General features: G+C 64.6%; 20 protein-coding genes. 11 read left to right on the top strand and 9 right to left on the bottom strand.

From position 1 onward, the window contains the following. The first annotated feature begins 2 nt into the window (after window positions 1–2). The 10 genes from ACQ4N9_RS21065 to ACQ4N9_RS21020 all read left to right on the top strand — a co-directional run bounded on the left by ACQ4N9_RS21065 (window position 3) and on the right by ACQ4N9_RS21020 (window position 11,132). Window positions 3–1,439, top strand: coding sequence for an L-lactate permease (locus ACQ4N9_RS21065; RefSeq protein WP_125462948.1), 1,437 nt, complete (start codon window positions 3–5; stop codon window positions 1,437–1,439). A 16-nt stretch (window positions 1,440–1,455) separates the two neighbouring features. Further along, window positions 1,456–2,916, top strand: coding sequence for a PLP-dependent aminotransferase family protein (locus tag ACQ4N9_RS21060; protein WP_390970413.1), 1,461 nt, complete (start codon window positions 1,456–1,458; stop codon window positions 2,914–2,916). Window positions 2,917–3,289: 373 nt separating this feature from the next. Then, window positions 3,290–4,528 (top strand): OprD family porin, encoded by a 1,239-nt coding sequence (locus ACQ4N9_RS21055; protein ID WP_258645266.1) that lies wholly within the window; start codon window positions 3,290–3,292, stop codon window positions 4,526–4,528. An 84-nt stretch (window positions 4,529–4,612) separates the two neighbouring features. Continuing rightward, complete coding sequence (locus ACQ4N9_RS21050; RefSeq protein ID WP_125462945.1) at window positions 4,613–5,419, top strand: NAD-dependent epimerase/dehydratase family protein; 807 nt, start codon at window positions 4,613–4,615, stop codon at window positions 5,417–5,419. Between the two features lie 25 nt (window positions 5,420–5,444). Further along, window positions 5,445–6,338 (top strand): glucurono-1,5-lactonase, encoded by an 894-nt coding sequence (locus ACQ4N9_RS21045; RefSeq protein WP_390970416.1) that lies wholly within the window; start codon window positions 5,445–5,447, stop codon window positions 6,336–6,338. 62 nt (window positions 6,339–6,400) lie between these two features. Continuing rightward, window positions 6,401–7,372 (top strand): TRAP transporter substrate-binding protein, encoded by a 972-nt coding sequence (locus tag ACQ4N9_RS21040; protein WP_125462943.1) that lies wholly within the window; start codon window positions 6,401–6,403, stop codon window positions 7,370–7,372. Window positions 7,373–7,440: 68 nt separating this feature from the next. Further along, window positions 7,441–7,968, top strand: coding sequence for a TRAP transporter small permease (locus ACQ4N9_RS21035; protein ID WP_258645260.1), 528 nt, complete (start codon window positions 7,441–7,443; stop codon window positions 7,966–7,968). Further along, window positions 7,968–9,248, top strand: a complete 1,281-nt coding sequence (locus ACQ4N9_RS21030) for a TRAP transporter large permease (protein WP_125857695.1) — start codon at window positions 7,968–7,970, stop codon at window positions 9,246–9,248. The genes ACQ4N9_RS21035 and ACQ4N9_RS21030 overlap by 1 nt, the downstream gene beginning before the upstream one ends. Window positions 9,249–9,302: 54 nt before the next feature. Beyond that, window positions 9,303–10,226: an EamA family transporter gene (locus ACQ4N9_RS21025; RefSeq protein ID WP_390970419.1), complete on the top strand. Its 924-nt coding sequence runs from the start codon at window positions 9,303–9,305 to the stop codon at window positions 10,224–10,226. 27 nt (window positions 10,227–10,253) lie between these two features. Then, window positions 10,254–11,132: an aldose 1-epimerase gene (locus ACQ4N9_RS21020; protein ID WP_390970421.1), complete on the top strand. Its 879-nt coding sequence runs from the start codon at window positions 10,254–10,256 to the stop codon at window positions 11,130–11,132. A gap of 48 nt (window positions 11,133–11,180) precedes the next feature. Here ACQ4N9_RS21020 and ACQ4N9_RS21015 read toward each other — a convergent pair whose 3' ends face one another. From ACQ4N9_RS21015 to ACQ4N9_RS20980, 8 genes are all read right to left on the bottom strand, one after another. After that, entirely contained in the window at window positions 11,181–12,485 is a 1,305-nt protein-coding gene (locus ACQ4N9_RS21015) for an MFS transporter (RefSeq protein ID WP_390970422.1), read from the bottom strand. Between the two features lie 229 nt (window positions 12,486–12,714). Further along, on the bottom strand, window positions 12,715–13,614 hold the full coding sequence (locus ACQ4N9_RS21010) for a LysR family transcriptional regulator (RefSeq protein WP_390970424.1): 900 nt from the start codon (window positions 13,612–13,614) through the stop codon (window positions 12,715–12,717). A gap of 172 nt (window positions 13,615–13,786) precedes the next feature. Further along, window positions 13,787–15,802 (bottom strand): pyridoxamine 5'-phosphate oxidase family protein, encoded by a 2,016-nt coding sequence (locus ACQ4N9_RS21005; protein WP_390970426.1) that lies wholly within the window; start codon window positions 15,800–15,802, stop codon window positions 13,787–13,789. Window positions 15,803–15,820: 18 nt separating this feature from the next. Further along, a complete protein-coding gene (locus tag ACQ4N9_RS21000) occupies window positions 15,821–16,450 on the bottom strand; it encodes a glutathione S-transferase family protein (RefSeq protein ID WP_279847740.1) in 630 nt (209 codons plus the stop codon). A 132-nt stretch (window positions 16,451–16,582) separates the two neighbouring features. Next, complete coding sequence (locus ACQ4N9_RS20995; RefSeq protein ID WP_390970429.1) at window positions 16,583–17,137, bottom strand: UPF0149 family protein; 555 nt, start codon at window positions 17,135–17,137, stop codon at window positions 16,583–16,585. Between the two features lie 84 nt (window positions 17,138–17,221). Further along, the gene (locus tag ACQ4N9_RS20990) at window positions 17,222–18,193 is read right to left on the bottom strand and encodes an asparaginase (protein ID WP_390970431.1); all 972 of its coding nucleotides are present in this window, start codon (window positions 18,191–18,193) and stop codon (window positions 17,222–17,224) included. Beyond that, a complete protein-coding gene (locus ACQ4N9_RS20985; RefSeq protein WP_390970433.1) occupies window positions 18,190–19,344 on the bottom strand; it encodes a hypothetical protein in 1,155 nt (384 codons plus the stop codon). The genes ACQ4N9_RS20990 and ACQ4N9_RS20985 overlap by 4 nt, the downstream gene beginning before the upstream one ends. A 15-nt stretch (window positions 19,345–19,359) precedes the next feature. Continuing rightward, the gene (locus ACQ4N9_RS20980) at window positions 19,360–20,256 is read right to left on the bottom strand and encodes a nitrilase family protein (RefSeq protein ID WP_390970435.1); all 897 of its coding nucleotides are present in this window, start codon (window positions 20,254–20,256) and stop codon (window positions 19,360–19,362) included. Between the two features lie 96 nt (window positions 20,257–20,352). On the opposite strand from ACQ4N9_RS20980, the gene ACQ4N9_RS20975 reads away from it, so the two are divergent. Next, window positions 20,353–20,673 carry a hypothetical protein gene (locus ACQ4N9_RS20975; protein WP_390970437.1) on the top strand — a complete coding sequence of 107 codons (321 nt, stop codon included), beginning with the start codon at window positions 20,353–20,355 and terminating at the stop codon, window positions 20,671–20,673. 150 nt (window positions 20,674–20,823) lie between these two features. Here the strand turns inward: ACQ4N9_RS20975 and ACQ4N9_RS20970 are convergent, their stop codons facing one another. Next, complete coding sequence (locus tag ACQ4N9_RS20970) at window positions 20,824–22,467, bottom strand: acetolactate synthase large subunit (RefSeq protein WP_125462933.1); 1,644 nt, start codon at window positions 22,465–22,467, stop codon at window positions 20,824–20,826. Window positions 22,468–22,704 lie beyond the last annotated feature (237 nt).

The raw sequence follows: 22,704 nt of genomic DNA, 5'->3' as shown, positions 1-22,704 counted from the left end.
ACATGGCTGCTCTCTTGTTGCAAATGTCGCCCATCGGCCTGGTGATCGCGCTGATCCTGCTGGTGCGTCGCCCGCCCGTGCAGGCAGCGCTGGCCGGCGTCGCGGTGGTCTTCCTGCTGTGGGGCATGGGCGCCGCGGCGCCGCTGTCGGCCGCCGCCAGCTCGGCGATCATCAAGGACACGATGATCCTGTTCCTCAGCACCGCCTGCGTGATCGTGCCGGGGCTGGCATTCGTCATCCTGGTGGAGCGCGGCGGCGCGCCGCAGGCCATCGGTGCCTGGGTGCGCGAGCTGGGCTGGAAGCCACCGGCGCAGGTGATCTTCATCGTGCTGGGGTTGGCGCCGCTGCTGGAAGCGATGACCGGCTTCGGCGTCTCGCTGATCGCCACCGTGCCGCTGCTGATGGGGCTGTTCTCGCGCCAGGCCGGGATGAAGATCGCCCTGGCCGGCATGGTCATCATGCCGTGGGGCACCCTGGGCCTGGCCACGGTGATCGGCGGCTTGCTCACCCACCTGCCGGCCAACGAGCTGGGCAGCCATTCGGCGCTGATCAGCGCGCCGGTGTTCCTGGTGCTGGCGGGCATCGCCCTGTGGCAGGCCGGCATTCGCAGCGCCTTGCCTTGGCTGGGCTTGTGTGCGGTATCGGTGCTGTTCAGCGCGGTGCTGTACGGCATCAACCGCTTTGTCGGGCCTGAGGTATCGGGGGTGCTGGCGGGGCTGACCGTGGCCGCCGTGGGCCTGGTGATTTCGTACCTGCAGCGCAAGCGCCTGGTGCGCTGGCCGGCGGCTGCCTGGCCGTACCTGGCGCTGCTGGGGGTGATCGTCGCCTCGCGTGCACTGTTCGTACTGTCGGGCTGGGATGGCGTGTGGGTGATCAAGGGCGAGCATGTTTCGTGGAAGCCGCTGGCCTCGCCGGGGCTTGCGCTGCTGATCGTCACCGTGCTGATGACCCTGCGCCAGCGCGCCGACGGCAGCTTCCCGTGGGCTTCGCTGCTCAAGCGCGCCAAGTTCCCGGTGGCGACCATCTTCCTGTTCCTGCTGCTGTCGCAGGTGATGGTCAACGCGGGCTTTCTGGTCGAGGCGCAGCGCGCCCTGCAATCGCTGTCGGGGATTTCCCTGGCGCCGACCGTGGCGCTGCTGGCGGGTATCGCGGGCTACGTCACCGGCTCCAACGTGGGCGGCAACACTCTGGTGATGCCGTCGATCGCCGCCCTGGGCAGCGACTACGGGCCGTGGCTGGCGGCGATGGTCAACAGCGCCGCCGGGCATGGTGCGCTGGGCTCGCTGTCGATCCTGTCGCTGATTACCGGGCTGGCGGCCGCCAACCGCGATGAAGAACACGGGTTGATCCGCTTCGCCTTCGGCCTGGTGGCGCTGAACATCGCCATCGTTGCTGCAACCGGGGTGGTTTTACTTTATGTTCTGGGAGGTCATTCCTGAGCTGACAAGAGACCCCATGGATCGGTTCGAAACACCTGATAAACGCTGGCGGAGAGTCAAGGACTGGATCATCCGCCAGATCGACAGCGGTGAATGGCCGGCGCGAACCAAGCTGCCGTCGATCCGCACCCTGGCCCGCCTGTTCGACACCAGCATCACCACCGTGCAGCGGGCCCTGGCCGACCTCGAGGCCAACGCCTATGTGCTGACCGAGCCGCGGGTCGGCTACTTCGTGTCGGCGGCGGGGCGCGCCAACCCGGCCAGCCGTTTCGACTTCTCCAGTGTCACGGTCAACGTCAACCACGCGGTGGTCGCGATGCTCTCCCAGGCGGCCAGCCGCACCACCCTGTCGCTGAGTTCGGCCGTGCTGCACGGCGACCTCACCCCTCACGTGCTGCTCAACAAGTGCATGGCCACACTGGCCAGCAAGGCCGACCTGGCCATCGCCGGGCTGGTGACGCCACCTGGGCATGCGGCGCTGCGCCGGCGCATTGCCGGGCTGATGCTGACCCGTGGCGTGGTCTGCGGCCCGGACGAAGTGCTGGTGACCTCCGGCGATACCGTCGCCCTGGAACTGGCCCTGGAGGCCGTGGCCCAGCGCGGCGCCACGGTGGCCATCGAAACCCCCACCTACTACGGCATCCTGCAGACCATCGAGCGCCTGGGGATGCGTGCGCTGCCCATGCGTACCCACGGGGAAACCGGGATCGACATGGAGCACCTTGAAGAGGCGTTGAAGCTTAATAAAGTCGATGTGATCTTCCTCAACCCGACCCTGCAGAACCCGCGCGGCTTCATCATGCCCGAGGCGGCCCGCGCCAGGCTGTCGCAACTGGCCCGCGAGGCCGATGTACCGATCATCGAGGACGACATCTTCTTCGACCTGGTGCCGGAAACCGAGCGGCCACGCGCGCTCAAGAGCTATGACAGCACCGGGCAGACCATCTACTGCTCGTCGTTCTCCAAGACCGTCGCCCCGGGCTTCCGGGTGGGCTGGTGCGTGGCCGGCAAGTACCGCGATGCCATCCTCGCGCAGATGTTCTCGCGCAACCTGGCGGTGTCGAGCCTGGCGCAAAGCGCGCTGAACGAGTTCATCGGGCGCGGCTACATGGACGAGCACTGCGCCCGGCTGCGGGGGCAGCTGGCCACGGTGAACGAGGCGATGCACGGGCTGGTGCGTTCGGCTTTCCCGGCGGGCACGGTCTACGTACCGCCGCGCGGCGGCTTCATCCACTGGCTGGAATTGCCGGCGGGTACCGACATGGCCCTGCTTCAGCAATTGGCCCATGAGCGGGGCTACCACATCGCCGGCAGCGGGATTTTCTTCGCCGATGGCCAGCCCACCACGGGGCTGCGCTTGTGCCTGGGCAGGCCGCTGTCGCCAGAGCTGGCCCAGGGGCTCAAGGTGCTGGGCGAGTGTGCCCGGCAGGCACTGGAACCGCTTGCCATTGAGCTGCCAACCCTGGAAATGCCTTAGACGCTCTGTGTAGGAGCGGCACAAGGCCGCTCCTACACAGGGATCGTACAACTCAGCACACTTGAATCCCATGGAACGTTGACAAGCCGATTCTCACTTGATAATAATCGTCACGGTTGTACGACAACACACAACAAAAACAACAATCAGTGAAGAGTCCCATGCCAACATTCCGTTCGCGCACCCCGCGCCCGTTGCTGCACACCCGTCTCCCGATAACGCTCCCCGGCGAACCCTTGCCGCAGGCCCTGACTACCAAGCGCCTTCTGGCTCGACCTCTCACGCCCTGACGGGCTGAACTGACCCGCCCCTGCCGTTGGCCGCTTGCGCGTGCCCGGCAATCGGCTGCCTCACATTCGGGAGCACAACAACCATGAACATCCGCCAACCCCTGCCTTTCGCCCTGCTCGGCGCCGCCCTGCTCGGCAACCTGCCTGGCGCCAGCCTGGCCGCCGGCTTCGTCGAGGATGCCAAGGCCACCCTGGGCCTGCGCAACTTCTACATCAACCGCAACTTCGTCGACCCGCGCAACCCGCAGAGCAAGGCCGAAGAGTGGACCCAGAGTTTCATCCTCGATGCCCGCTCCGGCTTCACCGAGGGCCCGGTCGGCTTCGGCGCGGATGTGCTGGGGCTGTGGTCGGTGAAGCTCGACGGCGGTGGCGGCACCTATGGCACCGGCCTGCTGCCACGCCACGACGACGGGCGCCCGGCCGACGACTTCGGCCGCCTGGCGGTGGCGGGCAAGGCGCGCATCTCCAAGACCGAACTGAAGATCGGTGAGTGGATGCCAGTGCTGCCGATCCTGCGGGCAGACGATGGTCGCTCGCTGCCGCAGACCTTTCGCGGCGGCCAGCTCACCTCCAGCGAAATCGCCGGCCTGACCCTTTACGGCGGCCAGTTCCGCGGCAACAGCCCGCGCAACGATGCGAGCATGGAAGACATGAGCTACGGCCGTGGCGTCTCGGACCGCTTCAACTTCGCCGGCGGCGAGTACAAGTTCAACCAGGACCGCACCCTGATCGGCCTGTGGAACGCGCAACTCAAGGACGTCTACGAACAGCAGTATCTGCAGCTGAGCCATAGCCAGCCACTGGGCAACTGGACCCTGGGCGCCAACCTCGGTTACTTCCAGGGCGGCGAAGACGGTGCCGAGCGCGCCGGCAAACTGGACAACAAGACCTACTCGGGGATGTTCTCGGCACGGGTGGGTGGCAACACCTTCTACGTCGGCCTGCAGAAGGTCAGCGGCGATACCTGGATGCGGGTCAACGGCACCAGTGGCGGCACCCTGGCCAACGACAGCTACAACGCCAGTTTCGACAACGCCAACGAGCGCTCCTGGCAGGTGCGTCATGACTTCAACTTCGTCACCGTCGGTGTGCCCGGGCTGACCCTGATGAACCGCTACATCAGCGGCGACGACGTGCACAGTGGCGCCATCCGCGATGGCAAGGAATGGGTGCGTGAGTCGGAGCTGGCCTATGTAATCCAGAGCGGGGCGTTCAAGGACCTGAGCATCAAGTGGCGCAACTCGAACATCCGCCGCAGCTTCAGCAACAACGAATTCGACGAGAACCGCCTGATCTTCAACTACCCGCTGTCGCTGCTGTGAGTGATTGACAAGCAGCGGAAACGCTGCCGATAATCGCCAAAAGTCATACGACAACATACAACAATTGACGACTGCGAGCCTGCCATGACCACAACCCGCTTCAACCGCCTGCTCCTCACCGGCGCCGCAGGAGGCCTGGGCCAGGTGCTCCGCGAGCGCCTCCAGGGCTGCGCCGAGGTGCTGCGCCTGTCCGATATCAGCCCGATGGCGCCCGCCAGCGGCCCCCACGAAGAGGTGGTGAACTGCGACCTGGCCGACAAGGCTTCAGTGCAGGCACTGGTCGAAGGGGTGGACGCCATCGTCCACTTCGGCGGCGTGTCGGTAGAGCGCTCGTTCGAGGAGATCCTCGGCCCCAACATCTGCGGCGTGTTCCATATCTACGAGGCGGCACGCAAGCACGGGGTCAAGCGCATCATCTTCGCCAGCTCCAACCACACCATCGGCTTCTACAAACAGGACGAGCGCATCGACGCCCATGCCCTGCGCCGGCCCGACAGCTACTACGGGCTGTCCAAGTGCTACGGCGAGGACGTCGCGAGTTTCTACTTCGATCGCTATGGCATCGAGACCGTCAGCATCCGCATCGGCTCGTCGTTCCCCGAGCCGCAGAACCGGCGGATGCTCAGCTCGTGGCTGAGCTATGACGACCTCACCCAACTGATCGAGCGTGGCCTGTTCACCCCGAACGTTGGCCACACCGTGGTCTACGGTGCCTCTGCCAACCCGACGCAGTGGTGGGACAACCGCTACGCCGCGCACCTGGGCTACGCGCCGAAGGACTCCTCCGAGGTGTATCAGGCCAAGGTGCAGGCGCAGCCGATGCCGGCCGCCGATGACCCGGCGATGGTCTACCAGGGTGGCGCCTTCGTCGCTGCCGGGCCCTTCGATTGAGCCACCCAGGGCCAGGAGGCCGTCCATGCACGCAGAACTGATTCTCGACGCCCGCAACGGCACCGGTGAAAGCCCGGTATGGCACCCCGGCGAACAGGCCTTGTACTGGGTCGACATTCCTGCCGGTCAACTGCATCGCTGGCGGCTGGCGGATGGCGCGCACCAGCGCTGGCAGGCCGATCAAATGCTCGCCTGCATCGCCCCCGGCGCCAGCCCCGCGGGCGGCTGGATCGCCGGCATGCAGAGCGGCCTGTTCCATCTGCAACCCACCGCCCAGGGCACCCTGGTCAGCCGCCCCCTGGCCAGCGTGGCCCATGCCCGTGAGGGCATGCGTTTCAACGACGGGCGCTGCGACCGCCAGGGCCGTTTCTGGGCCGGCACCATGCTGATGGACATGCAGCAAGGCGCCACGGTCGGCGCGCTGTACCGCCACGACGGTGACGGCCAGCCGCTGCACCTGCAGCAAGACGGCATGATCGTGCCCAACGGCCTGGCCTTCAGCCCCGATGGCACGCGCATGTACCTGTCCGACTCGCACCCCCAGGTGCAGGCCATCTGGGCCTTCGACTACGACACCGACAGCGGCACCCCCAGCAACCGCCGGCTGTTCGTCGACATGCGCGACTACCCCGGCCGCCCCGACGGCGCCGCCATCGACCAGGACGGTTGCTACTGGATCTGCGGCAACGACGCAGGCCTGGTACACCGCTTCACCCCCGACGGCAAGCTCGACCGCTCGCTGCCGGTACCGGTGAAGAAGCCGGCCATGTGCGCCTTCGGCGGCCCTGGCCTGGACACGCTGTTCGTCACCTCGATTCGCCCCGCAGGCGTGGACCTTGCCGACCAGCCGCTGGCCGGTGGCGTGTTCGCCCTGAACCCAGGCGCCAAAGGCCTGGAGGAGCCTGCCTGGGGCAACTGAGCCTGCTCTACCGCACTGCCCACACGAACGAAACCAGACAATAACAACACCGGAGTTTCCTCATGACCTTGAAGCACAAGTGGCTACTGGCCGCCCTCCCCTTTGCCCTGTCCATGTCGGTCTCGGCCGCCACCCTGAACATCAAGTTCGCCGAGATCCACCCCAGCGGCTACCCGACCGTGGTCGCCGAAGAACACATGGGCAAGAAACTCGAAGCGGCCAGCAACGGCGCGATCACCTTCAAGATGTTCGCCGGCGGTGTGCTGGGTTCGGAAAAGGAAGTGATCGAGCAGGCGCAGATCGGCGCCGTGCAGATGACCCGCGTGAGCCTGGGCATCGTCGGCCCGGTGGTGCCGGATGTGAACGTGTTCAACATGCCGTTCGTGTTCCGCGACCATGAACACATGCGCAAGGTCATCGATGGCGAGATCGGCCAGGAAATCCTCGACAAGATCACCAACTCCGACTTCAACCTGGTGGCCCTGGCCTGGATGGACGGCGGCACCCGCAGCCTCTACACGAAAAAACCAGTGCGCAGCATCGAAGACCTCAAGGGCATGAAGATCCGCGTACAGGGCAACCCGCTGTTCCTCGACATGATGAACGCCATGGGCGGCAACGGCATCGCCATGGACACCGGGGAAATCTTCAGCGCCCTGCAGACCGGAGTGATCGACGGCGCCGAGAACAACCCGCCGACCCTGCTGGAGCACAACCACTACCAGAGCGCCAAGTACTTCACCCTGACCGGCCACCTGATCCTGCCGGAGCCGGTGGTGATGTCCAAGACCACCTGGGAAAAACTCACCCCCGAGCAGCAGACCCTGGTCAAGACCGTCGCCCGTGAGGCGCAAATGGAAGAGCGGGCGCTGTGGGACGCCAAGTCGGCCGCCAGTGAAGCCAAGCTCAAGGCGGCGGGCGTGGAGTTCATCAGCGTCGACAAGAAGCCGTTCTTCGACGCCACCGCCCCGGTGCGGGAAAAGTACGGTGCGCAGTACGCCGACCTGATGAAGCGCATCGCCGAGGTCCAGTAACCCCGGTTCCGTTCCCAGATGACTCCTGCAGGGCGGCACGCGCCGCCCTGCAGCTTCGGTGATGCCTTATGAAAAATTCATTCCTGCGTCTGAACGACGCCCTGTACCGCAGCTGCATCTGGATTGCCGGCCTGTCGATCCTGACCATGACGCTGATCATTCCCTGGGGCATCTTCGCCCGTTACGTGCTGGGCACCGGCTCCAGCTGGCCGGAGCCGGTGGCGATCCTGCTGATGGTGGTATTCGCCTTCATCGGCGCCGCCGCCAGCTACCGCGCCGGAGCGCACATGGCGGTGGCGATGGTCACCGACCGCCTGCCGCCGGCCCAGCGCAAGGCCGCGGCGCTGCTGGTGCAGCTGCTGATGCTGCTGGTGTGCGTGTTCATGACCTGGTACGGCTACAAGCTGTGCGTGACTACCTGGAAGCAGTTCCTTGCCACCCTGCCATCGGTGCGGGTGGGGCTGACCTATGCGCCGATCCCGATCGGCGGTGCTGTCACCCTGATGTTCGTGCTGGAAAAACTCATCCTGGGCGACCAGAGCCATCGCCAGGTGATGCGCTTTGACGTCGTCGAAGAACACGAAGGAGCGGCATGATGGATGCGTTGATTCTGATAGGCAGCTTCCTCGCGTTGATCCTGCTGGGCATGCCGGTGGCCTATGCCCTGGGCCTGTCGGCGCTGATCGGCGCGTGGTGGATCGACATCCCGCTGCAGGCCATGATGATCCAGGTGGCCAGTGGGGTTAACAAGTTCTCGCTGCTGGCCATTCCGTTCTTCGTGCTGGCCGGCGCGATCATGGCCGAAGGCGGCATGTCGCGGCGGCTGGTGGCGTTCGCCGGGGTGCTGGTGGGCTTCGTGCGCGGCGGCCTGTCGCTGGTCAATATCACCGCGTCGACCTTCTTTGGCGCGATCTCCGGTTCGTCGGTGGCCGACACCGCCTCGGTCGGGTCGGTGCTGATCCCGGAGATGGAACGCAAGGGCTACCCGCGCGAGTTCTCCACCGCCGTCACCGTCAGCGGTTCGGTGCAGGCCCTGCTCACCCCGCCCAGCCACAACTCGGTGCTGTACTCGCTGGCGGCCGGGGGCACGGTGTCGATCGCCTCGCTGTTCATGGCCGGTGTGATGCCCGGGCTGCTGATGAGCGCCGTGCTGATGGGCCTGTGCCTGATCTTCGCGAAAAAGCGCAACTACCCCAAGGGCGAAGTGATCCCGCTGCGCCAGGCGATGAAGATCGCCGGTGAAGCGCTGTGGGGCCTGATGGCGATGGTGATCATCCTCGGCGGCATTCTGTCCGGGGTGTTTACCGCCACAGAATCGGCGGCGATCGCCGTGGTCTGGTCGTTCTTCGTGACCATGTTCATCTACCGCGACTACAAGTGGCGCGACCTACCCAAGCTGATGCACCGCACGGTGCGGACCATCTCCATCGTGATGATCCTGATCGGCTTTGCGGCGAGCTTCGGCTACGTCATGACGCTGATGCAAATCCCGTCGAAGATCACCACGCTGTTCCTGACCCTCTCGGACAACCGCTACGTGATCCTGATGTGCATCAACTTCATGTTGCTGCTGCTGGGCGCGGTGATGGACATGGCGCCGCTGATCCTGATCCTCACGCCGATCCTGCTGCCGGTGATCGCCGGCATCGGTGTGGACCCGGTGCACTTCGGCATGATCATGCTGGTCAACCTGGGGATCGGCCTGATCACCCCACCGGTGGGTGCGGTGCTGTTCGTCGGTTCGGCGATCGGCAAGGTCAGTATCGAATCCACGGTAAAGGCGCTGCTGCCGTTCTACCTGGCACTGTTCCTGGTACTGATGGCGGTGACCTACATTCCGGCCATCTCGCTGTGGCTGCCAAGCGTGGTGCTGTAATGCCACAAGGCGGGCCTTGATGGCCCGCCCTTCCCTGCAAACGGACCCTGCATCATGGCTGTCGCCCTCGCTACACCTCACTTCTTCCCGCGCAAACTGGCGGTAGCGCTGCTGGCGCTGCTGGCCTGTTGCTTCGCCGGCAACCACATTGCCGCGCGCATCGCCTTCGACGACGACACCGGCGTATTACTGGCCATCCTCTGCCGCTCGGGCCTGACCCTGCTGGCCCTGGGTGGCCTTGTATTGTGGCAGCGCCAGCCGTTGGGGCTACCTGCCGGCTCCTGGCGCTGGCAACTGCTGCTGGGCCTGCTGATCGCCACCCAGAGCCTGTGCCTGTACTCGGCCGTGGCGCGTATTCCGGTGGCCCTGGCACTGCTGGTGGGCAACACCTTCCCGATCCTGCTGGCGCTGCTGACCTGGGCCCTCGGCGGGGCGCGGCCGACCCGGCGCACCGCGGCCTTGATGGGTTTGATCCTGTTCGGCCTGGTGCTGGCGCTGGATGTGCCCTCTCGCTTGAATGGCAGCGCCGAAAGCAACCCGGACTGGGCCCTGGGGGTAAGCCTGGCGTTCTGCGCGGCCTGCGTATTCGCCTGCGCCCTGTGGATCACCGACCACAAGCTGGCCGGCGTTCGCGGCCCGGTGCGCAGCATGCTGACCCTGCTGATTGTGTTCGCCAGCATGCTGCTGGCAGGCTCCGGCGGCCTGGTGCCGGCCGGGCTGGCGCTGCCGGGCAGCAGCGGCGGCTGGCTGGCCCTGGCGAGCCTGGTGGTGCTGTACGGCACGGCCTTCACCCTGCTGTTCGTGTGCATGCCACGGCTGAACATGGCGCAGAACGCCCCGGTGATGAACATCGAGCCGATCGCCACCCTGCTGCTGGGCTGGGCCCTGCTCGGCCAGCAACTCAATACCCTGCAGCTGCTCGGCGCCGCCGTGGTGGTATGCGGGATCGTCCTGTTGACCTACCGCAAGGCGGGTTGAAACCGCCTGCACCTTCGGAGCGCCGCAATGCCTGTGCCTGAACTGCACCTGCAAGACCGTCTGACCCGCCTGAGCCTGGCGCCCACCCTGGGCGCCAGCCTGATCAACTGGCAGGCCAAGGCCAGCGGCCAGGCGCTGCTGCGCCACAGCGACAGCGCCGCACTGGCCAGCGGCTCACCACGACGCCTGGGCTGCTACCTGCTGGCGCCCTGGTCGAACCGCATCGCTGAGGGCGGCTTTCAGTGCCCTGATGGCTGGCTGGCCTTGGCGCCCAATACCGAGCATGACCCCTACCCTATCCATGGCAGTGCCTGGCAGCAGCCCTGGCAAGTCGACAGCGTGGATGACGGCCATGCCCGCCTGAGCCTGGACAGCCAGGTGCCCTTTGCTTACCGCGCGACCCTGGACGTACGCCTGGATGAAGGTTGCCTGACCCTTGAGCTGGAAGTGACCCACCTCGACCCACGGCCGACCTGGCATGGGCTGGGGTTTCACCCGTACTTTCCGCGCTTTGCCGACACCCGCTTGCTGGCGCCCGCGCAGCAGGTGTGGGTGGGTGATGAGGGGCAGTTGCCCTCGCGCCAAGCCCCGATCCCGCCGCAATGGTGTTTCGACACGCTGCAGGCATTGCCTAGCGATGGAGTCGATCATGCCTTCAGCGGTTGGCAAGGCGCCTGCAGCATTGTCCAGCCGACCGCGGGTTATCGCCTCGATTGCCATGCCAGGGGTGCCGATCACTACCTGCTGTACTGCCCCAAGGACCAGGGATTCTTCTGCATCGAGCCGGTCAGCCACCCGATCAACGCCCATCACCTGCCCGATCGGCCGGGCTTGCAGCTGCTGCGCCAGCATGAACAACTGCACCTGGGTTTCAGCTTGCAATACCAGGCACTTGGCACCGACTGAAAACGCCAAAGGGGCTGCAAGCAGCCCCTTTGATCCATCGCTCCGGGGTTAACGGCCCGTGCCAAGTACCACCTGCGCCTCTGTCGATGCCGCCTCACGGGGTTCGCTGCGCAGCTCGCGCGCCAGGTTCCACACCAGCACCGCAGCAATGATGTCGAACGCCGCCAGCACCACGAACAGCGGGCTGTAACCGATCTGCGTGACCAGGATGCCGAACACCAGGGTGAACACCGCCGCGCCCAGGTAGCCGAACATGCCGCCCATGCCGGTGGCGGTCGCCACCTGGTCCTTGCTGAACGAGTCGGAGGTGATCGAGTACAGCGCACCGGACAATGTCTGGTGCGCAAAGCCGCCGATGCACAGCAGCAGAATTGCCGTGTACGGGCTTTCCACCAGGCCGATGCAGGCCGGGCCGATCATGCAGCTGGCGCCGAACACCAGGACCATCTTGCGCGAGGTGAACAGCGACACCTTGCAGTAGCGGTGGAACAGCGGGCTCAGGTAACCGCCCAGCACGCAGCCGATATCCGCGGCCAGGAACGGCAGCCAGGCGAACATCGCCACTTCCTTGATGTTCATGTGCCGCTCGGTCATCAGGTACAGCGGGATCCAGGCGTTGAAGGTCTGCCAGGCCGGCTCGGAGAGAATCCGCGCCGAGGCGATGGCGTAGAAGTTGCGCTCCTTGAAGATGCGCTTCCAGGCTCCCTTGACCCGCGCTTCCTGTTTGAAGTGGGCTTCCTGGCCGGACAGGATGTAGTCGCGCTCCGCGGCACTCAGGCGCTTCTGGTCCTTGGGGTGCTTGTACAGCAGCATCCACAGCAGGGTCCAGACGATCCCCGAGACGCCGACAATGACGAACGCCAGTTGCCAGCCGCTGTGTAGGATGGCCCAGACCACCAGCGGCGGCGCCAGCAAGGCGCCGAGCGAAGAACCGATGTTGAACCAGCCGATGGCGACCGAACGCTCCTTGGCCGGGAACCATTCGGTGGTGGCCTTGACGCCGGCAGGCAGGCCGGCCGCTTCGGTCATCCCCAGCAGCCCGCGCATGAATGCCAGACTTTGCCAGCCGCTGGCCAGCGCCGCCCCGGCACAGGCCAGTGACCAGGCCAGGGCGAACACCGCAAAGCCCAGCTTGGTACCAATGAAGTCGATGACCCAGCCGGCGATGGGTTGCATCAGGGCGTAGCAGATCTGCCAGGTGGCGACGATCTTGGCGTATTGCTCGGTGCTGATGGAGAGGTCGGACATCAAGGTGGGGGCAGCCACCGAGAGGGTGTTGCGGGCGAGGTAGTTGACGACCAGCCCAGCTGTAACAAGGCTGACCATCCACCAACGGATGCCTTTTATGCTCATGGATCACCTGAATTATTTTTAGAGTTGCTGGTGATTGCCTGTGGTCGCCCGGGCGACTTGAGACAAAATGTTTCAGGTGCGAGAGTGCCACGTCATAGGTCGTCGTACAACAATTTTTAAATTATCATGCAGCCGTATTTGCCTGTTCTTGAGCTATATCAGGGCTTACCTTTGCCTGACGGGGAAAATTGGGATGGGCTAACGCCACAGTTGTACGATGTCATCGAGTTCAATTCAGATGCTGCTGAGCACGCAGGTGTTCGGCCAGCATGTCGATGAAGGTGCGTACCTTGGTCGAGCCGTACTTGCTCTCGCGGTGCAGCACATGGATCGGCCAGGGCGCTTCTTCGTACTCGGCAAGGATCACCTGCAGCCGCCCGGCCGCCAGTTCGTCGGCCACCTGGTAGGACAGCAGCCGGGCGATACCCAACCCGGCACTGGCGGCAGCGATGGCCGCGTCGTTGCTGGTCACGGTCAGGCGTGGCTTCATGCGGATCAGGGTCGGGTCGTCGATGGCGCCGAAGCGCCAGTCGGTGCGTGGCGAGAGAACGCCGGCAGCGATGATCGCGTGGCCTTGCAGCTCGCTCGGGTGGCGTGGGGTGCCGTGTTGTTCGAGATACGCCGGCGAGGCGCACAGCAGCCTGCGCATGCTGCCCACGCGCAGGGCCTTGAGGCCGGAGTCGGGTAGCTGGCCGATGCGTACCGCCACATCCATGCCCTCCTCCACCAGGTTCACCACCCGGTCGAGGAAATAGGCCGATACGTCCACCTCGGGGTACTGCTGCAGGTAGCGGACGATGCAGGGCATGACGAACTTCTTGCCGAACAGGATCGGCGCGGTCACGGCCAGGTCGCCCTTGGGCGCGGCATTGATGCCGGCGGCCGCTTCGTTGGCTTCGATGATACTGGCGAGGATATGCCGGGTGTCTTCCAGGTAGCGCCCGCCGGCTTCGGTCAGGCGCACGCTGCGGGTGGTGCGCAGCAGCAGCTTGACCCCGAGCTGTTCTTCCAGGGCCGTGACGGCACGGGTCACTGCTGCAGGCGATATCGCCAGGCGACGGGCAGCGGCGGCGAAGCTTTCCAGTTCGCCGACGGCGACGAACACCTTCATCAGGTGGATCTGGTCCATGCGGGCTCCTGGGCCTCCGGGGTGCGGGGATTATCCGTTATAGCGGGGTTTTGTGCTGGCTGCACCGACCCCATCGCCGGCAAGCCGGCTCCCACAGGGATGGCGCATGGCTTGGGTTCATTCGGTCTGTGTGGGAGCCGGCTTGCCGGCGATGGGGCCGGTACGGCCAACCTCACAGCTCCAGTACCAACGGCTGCGCACCGTCCTCCGGCTGGGCCGGCACCGCGCAGCAGATCAGTACAGTACCGCTGTCGGGCAGCTCGGCAGGCGGGTTGGGGTAATGCACCTGACCACTGACCACGCGGGTTTTGCAGGTTCCACAGGAGCCACCCCGGCAACTGAAATCCGGTGACAGGCCCCGGCGCTCGGCCAGCTCCAGCAGCGTCCCGCTGTCGGGCGCCCAGCGGGCTTCCTTGGCGGAGCTGGCGAAGTACACCGGCACCGGCTGGGTGGCGGCCGGGGGCTGTTGCAGCACGGGTTGCCGGTCGTCAGTGTGGCGGCGCAGGGTCGAGGGGCCGAACGCCTCGGCGTGGATGCGTGCGTCGGGCACATGCAGCGCACGCAGGCCTTCGTAAAGGTCCTGGGTGAAACTGGCCGGGCCGCACAGATAGAAGTCGTAGTCGTCCAGCGCCAGTACGGCCTTGATCTGGGCTATGCCCAGACGGCCGGCGAACTCGAAATCGCGGCCAGGTACGGCATCGGCTTCGGGCTGGCTCAGGGCGCGGTGGATAGCCAGCAGGTCACCGGCCTGCTGCTTGAGTAGGGCGAGCTCCTGCCGGAACGGCAGCTCGGCCAGGCTGCGCCCGCCGTGGAACAGGTGGATACGCCTGCCCTGCCCGCTGCTTAGTTGCTCGCGGAGCATGGCCATCAGCGGTGTGATGCCAACCCCGGCGCCGATCAGCACCAGGGGCCGCTGGCTCTGTTGATCGAGGGTGAAATTGCCCATGGGCAGGCGCACCTGCAGCGCGTCACCGACCTTCAAGCGCTCATGCAGGTGTCGCGAAGCCGGGCCTTGGGCCTTGACGCTGATGCGCAGGTAACCGTCGGAGGGCGCGCTGGAAAGGCTGTAGGTGCGCACCAGCGGAGCCTCGCCGTCGAGTTGCAGACGCATGGGGATGTGCTGCCCTGGGGCAAAGGGCACGGGCTTGCCGTCATCGGGCTGTAAATAGAACGAGCGGATGTCGCGGCTTTCCTGTTCGATACGCTCCACCCGCCAGGCCAGCCACTGGCGCTGCCGCTCACGCTGTTGCAGGCGCTCCTCGGCCTCGGCCCAGGTGCCGGTCGCCAGGCTGGTCGGGGCATATTCGTGGAAGGCCCAGCGCAGCGACAGCGCTGCCGGGCGCAGCACCACCTGCTCGACGTCCAACGCCCAGAGCCGCTCGGCACCTTCGAATGCACTGATCAGTGGGCTGTCGAGCATCACCTCGGTGCGGCCGGACAGCTGCAACACATTGCCGGTAGCGAAATCGACGAACAACAGGCCGGCAAGCGGGTTCACCAGCAGGTTGCCGAGGGTATTGAAATGCAGGTTGCCGGCGTAGTCGGGGATCGTCAGCCGGTTGCCTTCGACCTTGACGAAACCTGGGCGGCCGCCGCGATGGGACACGTCCACCGAGCGCCGGCCATCGTCATGTTCGATGTAACTGGCAACGAAGAAGGTGTCGGCGCCTTCGATCATCGCCCGGGTTCGAGCATCGAGTGCCGTTGTATCCTGGCGACCCTGTGAGGGCTCAGCGACACGGGTGTATTCGCGCAACTGAATGTACTGCGGGCAGTTGCCGAACGATTGCTCGACCGCCACCTCCAGCGGTCCCCCTGCGACGCGGCGGGCCTGGCCGTTGAGGCGGTTGCGCCGGCGGGTGTGCAGCTCGATCCCCAGCAGGCCGATGGCGCCACCCTGAGCCAGGCCAGGCGTGGCGGGATCATCGCTGGCCAGCTCAGTGTCGATCAGCAGCTGCTTCGGATCGGGCGAGCTGACGAAGCCTTCGGGGCCTTCGAGCAGGGTTGCCCAGGGTTTACCCTGCGCATCCACGGCACCCGCCACGATGAACGGCAGTTGGTGGTAGAACACCCGATGCTGGTCAGGCATATGGTCGCGGATGACTTTCTGCCCGAACGCCTCCATGCGCTCGGCAACGCCGACCTGCTCCTGCAGTCGTTTTTCACCTTCGTGCCAGGGAGAGCGCATGGCGGCATTCCTCAGGGGTTACAGCGTGGTCTGCAGGCCGATGACCGTGCGCGGCATCGGCACGAACCCTGGCAGCGCTTCGATGCGGGCAAGCCAGGCGCGCACATTCGGGTAGGGTTCCAGCGACACATTGCCCTCTGGCGCGTGGGCGATGTAGGAGTAGTTGGCGATATCGGCGATGGTCGCCTCGCTGCCCACCAGGAACGGGCGCTGGGCCAGTTCGGCATCGATGACCTTGAGCAGGGTGTGGGCGCGGCCGATTACCTCGTCGGTGTTGAACGAGGCGCCGAATACCGTGACCAGCCGTGCGGCGGCAGGGCCGAAGGCCAGGGGGCCGGCGGCCACCGACAGCCAGCGTTGCACGCGGGCGGCACCGACCGGGTCCTGGGGCAGCCAGCGTTCACCGCCATAGGCCTTGGCCAGGTACACCAGAATCGCGTTGGAATCGGCGATCACGGTGCCGTTGTCGTCGATCACCGGTACTTGGCCGAACGGGTTGAGGGCGAGGAAATCGGGTTGCTTGTGCGCGCCCTTGGCGAGGTCGACGAACACCAGTTCGGTGGGCAGGTTCAGCAGCGACAACATCAGCTCGATGCGGTGGGCATGGCCGGACTTGGGGAAGTTGTAGAGTTTGATCGGGGTTGGCATGTGCTTGGCTCCGGATCAGCGCCGGGAGTGGCGCTGCTGGAGAACATGCTGCACTGGATCGGTTGGCAGCAGAATGAGTGCCATGAGCAATCCAGTATTTCGGCAGGTGGAATAATCGGCCCCGCGAAAGCCTTAATGGCGCTGCTGCTTCTGATACTGGTACAACCCGCGCGCCGCCTCCACTACCTGCGGCACACAGGCCTGGAGCTCATCGAAACTCATCGAGTCGAGCAACTCGAAGTTGTCTTCCAGGCCATGCAGCGAGATGGCCTTGAGCAGACGGTCCTGCTCGGGTGGCAGCGCGCTCCATTCGGCGACTTGCGTGCCGCGCATGTAGCCGAAGCACCACTCTTCGAGAATGATCGCCGGCCCTCCTTCATCCTCGCTCTCTTCGAACAATGGCTCGAAGTCGGCAAGGTTGTCGGCCAGTTCTTCCGCGATCTGGCTGGCGTAGCGCAGCATCAGCGCGGTGTAGGCCTCTTCATGGGCGGGTTTCTTGAATTTCGGGACCTTGCCGCCTGAAACAGCAGGCAGCCAAATTTCCGGATTGACTTTGATCGGCGAGCTGGCCAGGGCGGTGAACAGGCCGTTGAGCTCGGCCAGGTTGATGACCGAATAGTCGTTGCCGTAGGTGATCAGCAGGTCTTCGAGGCGGTCGAGTTCTTTTTCGCTGAGCGGGGGGAGCATGGGTGGGGTGTCCTGGGCAAATGTGTGAGCACCCTAGCACAGCAACAGCAAAACGTGCCCGCTCCGTGGGGTGCGGGCATCGTCTCATCGGGGTAGCCACTGCTCCAGTTGCGGCACATCCCCAGCACCAATCAACAGCCACAGCAGGATGCGACATTTGCGTGGGCACAGCGCTCCGGCCATGCGCATGCCCCTGGCCTGCAGGTCGATTTCGCCGCCGACAAAGCCATAGGTGCTTCGCGCCGTCGGGCCGCTGCCGGTGCGCGTGGCGACGATAACGGGCATGTAACTGGCGAGGGCCGTCATAGCCTCAGCCCAGACAAGGGAAACGTGGCCTGCGCCGAAGCCCGCCACTACCAGCCCGTCATATCCCAGCTGCGGTAGCGCCTGCAGCAAGGCAGTGTCAGCATCCAGGCAGGACTCCAGCAGAGCAACACGATGCGTCGTATGCGCTGGCAATGACAGTACCTGACGGGGCAACGGCGGATGGCGGTAACGTGCGACGCCTTCCACCATCACGCCCACCGGGCCGCTGCCGGGTGATTCGAAGGCAGCCATTGCCAGGCTTGCCGTCTTGCGAACTGCCCCGGCCGCATGGATCTGGTCGTTGATGACCACCAATGCACCGCGCCCGCGACTGCACACATCCAACGCCACTTGCACCGCTGCCAGCAGGTTCGCCGGGCCATCAGTACCCGGCTGGCTAGCTGAGCGCATGGCCCCGGTGATGATCAAGGGCTCTTCGAAGGGCCAGAGCAAATCAAGAAACCAGGCGGTTTCCTCAAGGGTGTCGGTGCCTTGGGTTAGGACCACGGCCTGTGCGCCACCCTCGATCTCTTCACGGGCCCACGCAAGTACCCCCAGTAGAGTCTCGAAGCCCAGTGACGCACTGGGCAGCAGGCACAGCGTGGCGGTGCGGATACGGGCGATGTTGCGCAACTGCGGCAGCATCGCCAGCAGCGCTTCACAGTCCAGTTTCGGGGTTACACCCTGCCCTCCTGCCTCTGCCTGCATGCTCACCGTGCCGCCCAGGCTGCCGACCGACAAACGCATCATGCTTCACCCCCTGGCAGTAGATTGATCAGCGGCACGATGGCCAAGGTGCTGATAGCCATGGACAACACATTGCCGATATAGCCATGCATGTAGCCCGGCAAGCGCTGGCTGATCGCCACGGCCAACGGCGGCGCAATCAGCGCGCCCAGCACGGCACTGGAGACCAATACTTGCCAGTTGCCACCTAGGGTAAGCACTGCGGCCGGCACAATCGAAACGATCGGGATGTAGGTGGGATACCAGCCTCGCTCGATCCATTGACGTCGCCAGAACAGCACGCCGAACAACGAGGCGAGCGCCTGCCCTGCCAGCATCTGCAGGACCAGTTGCGAGCCGTAGGCCGGTGCCGCCGGAGCCAGCACGTAAGCCAACACCACGCCAAGCAATAACCCGAGACTCGCCAGTTCATTGCCGAAGAACGGTGCTTCGCTGAAGTCGGCCAAAACCCGGCGCAGCGTCCAGATCACCCCGTAGTCTGGGTTGCTGGCAACGGGTGCAGGCCTTACAGGACGCTGACCATCACGTACAAGGCCAGGGAACCGCTTGCACAACAGGAACGCCATTACGCTTGCCAGGGCCATGCCGCTGACGTTGCCGATCACCGCGGGCAACTGAAGCGGATAGCACAGGTAATTGACCAGCAACAGGCTGGCAGGCGTTACCAGTAATGCGCCTAGCAGCGCGCCATTGATCGCCACCCGCCAGCCACCGCCGAACAACAGCACCATGGCAGCTGGCAGTGATACGAAGGCGACGAAGGTCGGTTGCCAAAGGCCGCTGGCGAGGGTCCAGCCCCACAGCGCATGGCTCAACAGCAAACCGAGCAACGAGCTGATGAACAGCCACGGCCACAGGCCGGTGCCATAGCAGATGGCAAACCCTTGCCAGCGATGACCTCGCAAGTGCGCCCAGTGCGCAAGGCTTGCGCCCAGCAGAAGCCCCAAGGCAGGCAGTTCGTGCTTGTAGAAGGCGACTTCGCTGATATCGCCGATGATCCAGCGCAACCGGCTCAATGGCTGATCCAGTGTCGCGGTGAGCTGTGCATAGTCTGGCCACTGGTCAAGCGCCAGGGCGGCAACGAGCAGCGCAATCAGGCTGCTGAGGATCAGGGCAGGTACACGTTGTCGATGTTGAGAGAGAGCATGTTCCACGACCTCTTCCCCCCCTCAACGTGGCATCGCCGAATGCAAGCGATACCCCAAGGTAGCGTCGTACAGATCAGTGCGTCGGTCCCGGGGCAGGTCGTTGAGGCTGTTCCAGATCGGGGCCGAACGCGCCGCAACGAGATCTACATCGGCGTACAGGATGCACTCCTCCTCGGCGTTGGCCACCTCGCCGATAGGCCAGCCGTTGGTGCCGGCGATCAGCGAGCAACCCAGGAAACGCCCACCACGTTCACGGCCTATGCGGTTGGCGGCTGCGATGTGGATATTGTTGACGTGGGCGGCGGTCATGGTCAGGTACGACGCCATGCAGCGCCCGGCTTCGTCGAACAGCGGCGGCGGCGTCCACACCCAGTTGTTCAGGCTGCAAATGATATCGGCGCCTTGGGCAGCCATAAGCCGGGGTACTTCCGGGAACCAGATGTCCCAGCAGATCAACAGCCCGATACGGCCGATGGGCGTTTCGAATACCGGGAAGCCCAAGTCCCCCGGGGTGAACCAGAGCTTTTCCTGGTTCCACAGATGCGCTTTGCGGTAATGCCCAAGTCGTCCTTCGGGACCAAACAGCACCGCACTGTCATAGAGTTTTAGCCCATCACGCTCGGCGAAACCGGCAGCCAGGTACACCTGCTGCTCACGGGCAAATTGCGCCCAGGCCTGCAGGCTTGGGCCATCCTGCAGCGTTTCGGCATGAGCATAGGCTTCGGCCCGAGACTGGAAGGTGTAGCCGGTGTTGGCCAGTTCCGGCAGTACGATCAGGTTAGCGCCTTCGCGTGCGGCTCGGCGGGCCAGGGTCAGGCCTCTGTTCAGGTTGTCGCCGGAGTGTTCCAGGCCGACTTGCGAATCGTACTGGATGACGGCGATTCGGACGGGGCTGACGGGAGAACATTGCTGCTGCATGGCGGCTTCCTTTTGTGGTTGTTGTGGAAGGCCGCCAGTAGAACGGGCAAAGCTAAAGGAGCAATAGTCAGGAGATTCCCATGGCACGACTGGAGAATGCGCAAACGCCTGAAAGAACAATCCTACGCACTTGGTTCAAATCGCCAGTTAGCGGATCTGATAATGTGGATAGTCGTCAAGGGTGAAGTCGCCCCTGAATCGTGCATCTGTGTGGCTGCAAAGGTTGATCACGGTATCGATAGCCGTGCGCAGGCAGTACTGTTCGAGCAAGCGGCGATAATCGAAACAAAGATCGGGAGGGTTGGGGAAGCGGGCAGCCCAAGGCAGAACCGGAGTCGTTGGCTCAATGGCAAGATTGGCGGGATGGTTATGAGTCGATCCAATGGTCACGATCTCGGGTTCTCCATAAAGGCTTAGGAACCTGAGCGTGCCAAAGGCAGGACCGTGGGGCGCGGTAGATGCTTATGGTGAAGCGGTAACAAGCGCTGTCTAGCGGTGGGCCATCGTCGGCAAGCCGACTCCCGCTAGACTGCGGGGGCCGGCTTGCCAACGATGTGTTGCTACGGTTTAGACCGCCAGCGCGCGCTCACGCAGCTCGCTGTTGAGAATGCGGTCGTTCTCGCTGTAGTCGACCGGGCAGTCGATCACGTGCACGCCTGGGGTCTTGATGCAGTGCTCCAGCAGCGGCAGGAAGCCTTCGGCGCTTTCCACGCGGTGGCCGTTGGCACCGTAGGCTTCGGCGTATTTGACGAAGTCCGGGTTGCCGTAGTCCAGGCCGAAATCGGTGAAGCCCATGTTGGCCTGCTTCCAGCGGATCATGCCGTAGCCGTCGTCACGCAGGATCACCACGGTCAGGTGCATGCCCAGACGGACTGCGGTTTCCAGCTCTTGGCTGTTCATCATGAAGCCGCCATCGCCGCACACCGAGATCACCGGGCGGTCCGGGTATACCAGGTGCGCCGCCATGGCCGACGGCAGGCCGGCGCCCATGGTCGCCAGGGCGTTGTCGAGCAGCACGGTGTTGGGCTTGTGCGCCTTGTAGTTGCGGGCGAACCAGATCTTATAGATGCCGTTGTCCAGGGCAACGATGCCTTCGGACGGCAGCACGCGGCGGATGTCGGCGACCATGCGCTGCGGGTAGACCGGGAAGCGGTTGTCGTCGGCGCCTTCGGCGATCTGCGCTTCGTTGGCTTCGCGGATGGCCAGCAGGCGGGTGAAGTCCCAGTGGCTGGTGTCGGTCAGGGCTTCGCTGATCTGCCATACGGCGTTGGCGATGTCGCCGATCACTTCCACCTGCGGGAAGTACACGGCGTCCACTTCGGCGGAGCGGAAGCTCACGTGGATCACTTCGGTGCCGCCACGAACCATGAAGAACGGTGGTTTCTCGATCACGTCGTGGCCGATGTTGACGATCAGGTCGGCGGCTTCGACGGCGCGGTGCACGAAATCACCGGAGGACAGCGCGGCGTTACCTAGGAAGCGTGGGTGACGCTCGTCGACCACGCCTTTACCCATCTGGGTGGTGATGAACGGGATGCCGGTCTTGTCGATCAGTTGCTTGAGGACCTTGGCGGTCATCTTGCGGTTGGCGCCGGCGCCGATCACCAGGATCGGGTTACGGGCGTTCTTCAGCTTCTCGACGGCGGCTTCGATGGCCACGTGCTCGGCCAACGGGCGGCGGTGCAGGCTGCGCGGGATCGGCAGGGCGTCGGTCTGCTCGGCGGCAATGTCTTCCGGCAGTTCCAGGTGCACGGCACCTGGCTTCTCTTCTTCGGCCAGGCGGAAGGCTTCACGCATGCGGGCCGGGATGTTGTCGGCCGAGGCGAACTGGTGAGTGTATTTGGTGATGGGGTCCATCATGCCGCACACGTCGATGATCTGGAAACGGCCCTGCTTGGACTTCTTGATCGGCTTCTGGCCGGTGATCATCATCATCGGCATACCGCCGAGGTAGGCATAGGCGCTGGCGGTCACCAGGTTGGTGGCGCCGGGGCCGAGGGTCGACAGGCTGACGCCGGTCTTGCCGGTCAGGCGGCCATAAGTGGCAGCCATGAAGCCTGCGGACTGCTCATGGCGGGTCAGTACCAGCTTGATCTTCGATTTGCGCAGGGACTCGAGCAGGTCGAGGTTCTCCTCGCCAGGGATGCCGAACACATACTCGACACCTTCGTTTTCCAGGCATTGCACAACGACATCGGCGGCCTTGGCCATTTTGCTTCTTACCTCAGTGTATAGGGCGGTGGAGGTCCAGAAATGCGCAGCACGGTACGCTGGCATCGCTCTGTCCGGGTGCGAGGATTGCCCCGAACCTAAGTCTTGACGCAGGGTCGGTGCGGGAAAGTCACGTCATCGGACGGTAATAATTGTCGCACCCCTGGCGCCGCCTGCAGAGCTATCCGAGGCGCAAAAGACCTTTGCCTTGAACCGAGGTTGGAAGGATTGAATAGC

Origin of the sequence: Pseudomonas sp. ES1 (genome assembly GCF_050586605.1) — a bacterium.
GTDB lineage: Bacteria > Pseudomonadota > Gammaproteobacteria > Pseudomonadales > Pseudomonadaceae > Aquipseudomonas > Aquipseudomonas sichuanensis.
Note: the sequence above shows the minus strand (reverse complement) of the source record. Positions and strands in the feature narration are given on the sequence as shown.

What these genes read in the sequence shown, in the direction of transcription:
- ACQ4N9_RS21065 (WP_125462948.1), top strand. Translation starts at nt 3, where the DNA reads ATGGCTGCTCTCTTGTTGCAAATGTCGCCCATCGGCCTGGTGATCGCG.
- ACQ4N9_RS20995 (WP_390970429.1), bottom strand. Translation starts at nt 17,137, where the DNA reads ATGCTCCCCCCGCTCAGCGAAAAAGAACTCGACCGCCTCGAAGACCTG.
- ACQ4N9_RS21015 (WP_390970422.1), bottom strand. Translation starts at nt 12,485, where the DNA reads ATGAGCATAAAAGGCATCCGTTGGTGGATGGTCAGCCTTGTTACAGCT.
- ACQ4N9_RS20990 (WP_390970431.1), bottom strand. Translation starts at nt 18,193, where the DNA reads ATGATGCGTTTGTCGGTCGGCAGCCTGGGCGGCACGGTGAGCATGCAG.
- ACQ4N9_RS21025 (WP_390970419.1), top strand. Translation starts at nt 9,303, where the DNA reads ATGGCTGTCGCCCTCGCTACACCTCACTTCTTCCCGCGCAAACTGGCG.
- ACQ4N9_RS21030 (WP_125857695.1), top strand. Translation starts at nt 7,968, where the DNA reads ATGGATGCGTTGATTCTGATAGGCAGCTTCCTCGCGTTGATCCTGCTG.
- ACQ4N9_RS21045 (WP_390970416.1), top strand. Translation starts at nt 5,445, where the DNA reads ATGCACGCAGAACTGATTCTCGACGCCCGCAACGGCACCGGTGAAAGC.
- ACQ4N9_RS20970 (WP_125462933.1), bottom strand. Translation starts at nt 22,467, where the DNA reads ATGGCCAAGGCCGCCGATGTCGTTGTGCAATGCCTGGAAAACGAAGGT.
- ACQ4N9_RS21040 (WP_125462943.1), top strand. Translation starts at nt 6,401, where the DNA reads ATGACCTTGAAGCACAAGTGGCTACTGGCCGCCCTCCCCTTTGCCCTG.
- ACQ4N9_RS21060 (WP_390970413.1), top strand. Translation starts at nt 1,456, where the DNA reads ATGGATCGGTTCGAAACACCTGATAAACGCTGGCGGAGAGTCAAGGAC.
- ACQ4N9_RS21050 (WP_125462945.1), top strand. Translation starts at nt 4,613, where the DNA reads ATGACCACAACCCGCTTCAACCGCCTGCTCCTCACCGGCGCCGCAGGA.
- ACQ4N9_RS20975 (WP_390970437.1), top strand. Translation starts at nt 20,353, where the DNA reads ATGCGCAAACGCCTGAAAGAACAATCCTACGCACTTGGTTCAAATCGC.
- ACQ4N9_RS21000 (WP_279847740.1), bottom strand. Translation starts at nt 16,450, where the DNA reads ATGCCAACCCCGATCAAACTCTACAACTTCCCCAAGTCCGGCCATGCC.
- ACQ4N9_RS21020 (WP_390970421.1), top strand. Translation starts at nt 10,254, where the DNA reads ATGCCTGTGCCTGAACTGCACCTGCAAGACCGTCTGACCCGCCTGAGC.
- ACQ4N9_RS21005 (WP_390970426.1), bottom strand. Translation starts at nt 15,802, where the DNA reads ATGCGCTCTCCCTGGCACGAAGGTGAAAAACGACTGCAGGAGCAGGTC.
- ACQ4N9_RS21010 (WP_390970424.1), bottom strand. Translation starts at nt 13,614, where the DNA reads ATGGACCAGATCCACCTGATGAAGGTGTTCGTCGCCGTCGGCGAACTG.
- ACQ4N9_RS21035 (WP_258645260.1), top strand. Translation starts at nt 7,441, where the DNA reads ATGAAAAATTCATTCCTGCGTCTGAACGACGCCCTGTACCGCAGCTGC.
- ACQ4N9_RS20980 (WP_390970435.1), bottom strand. Translation starts at nt 20,256, where the DNA reads ATGCAGCAGCAATGTTCTCCCGTCAGCCCCGTCCGAATCGCCGTCATC.
- ACQ4N9_RS21055 (WP_258645266.1), top strand. Translation starts at nt 3,290, where the DNA reads ATGAACATCCGCCAACCCCTGCCTTTCGCCCTGCTCGGCGCCGCCCTG.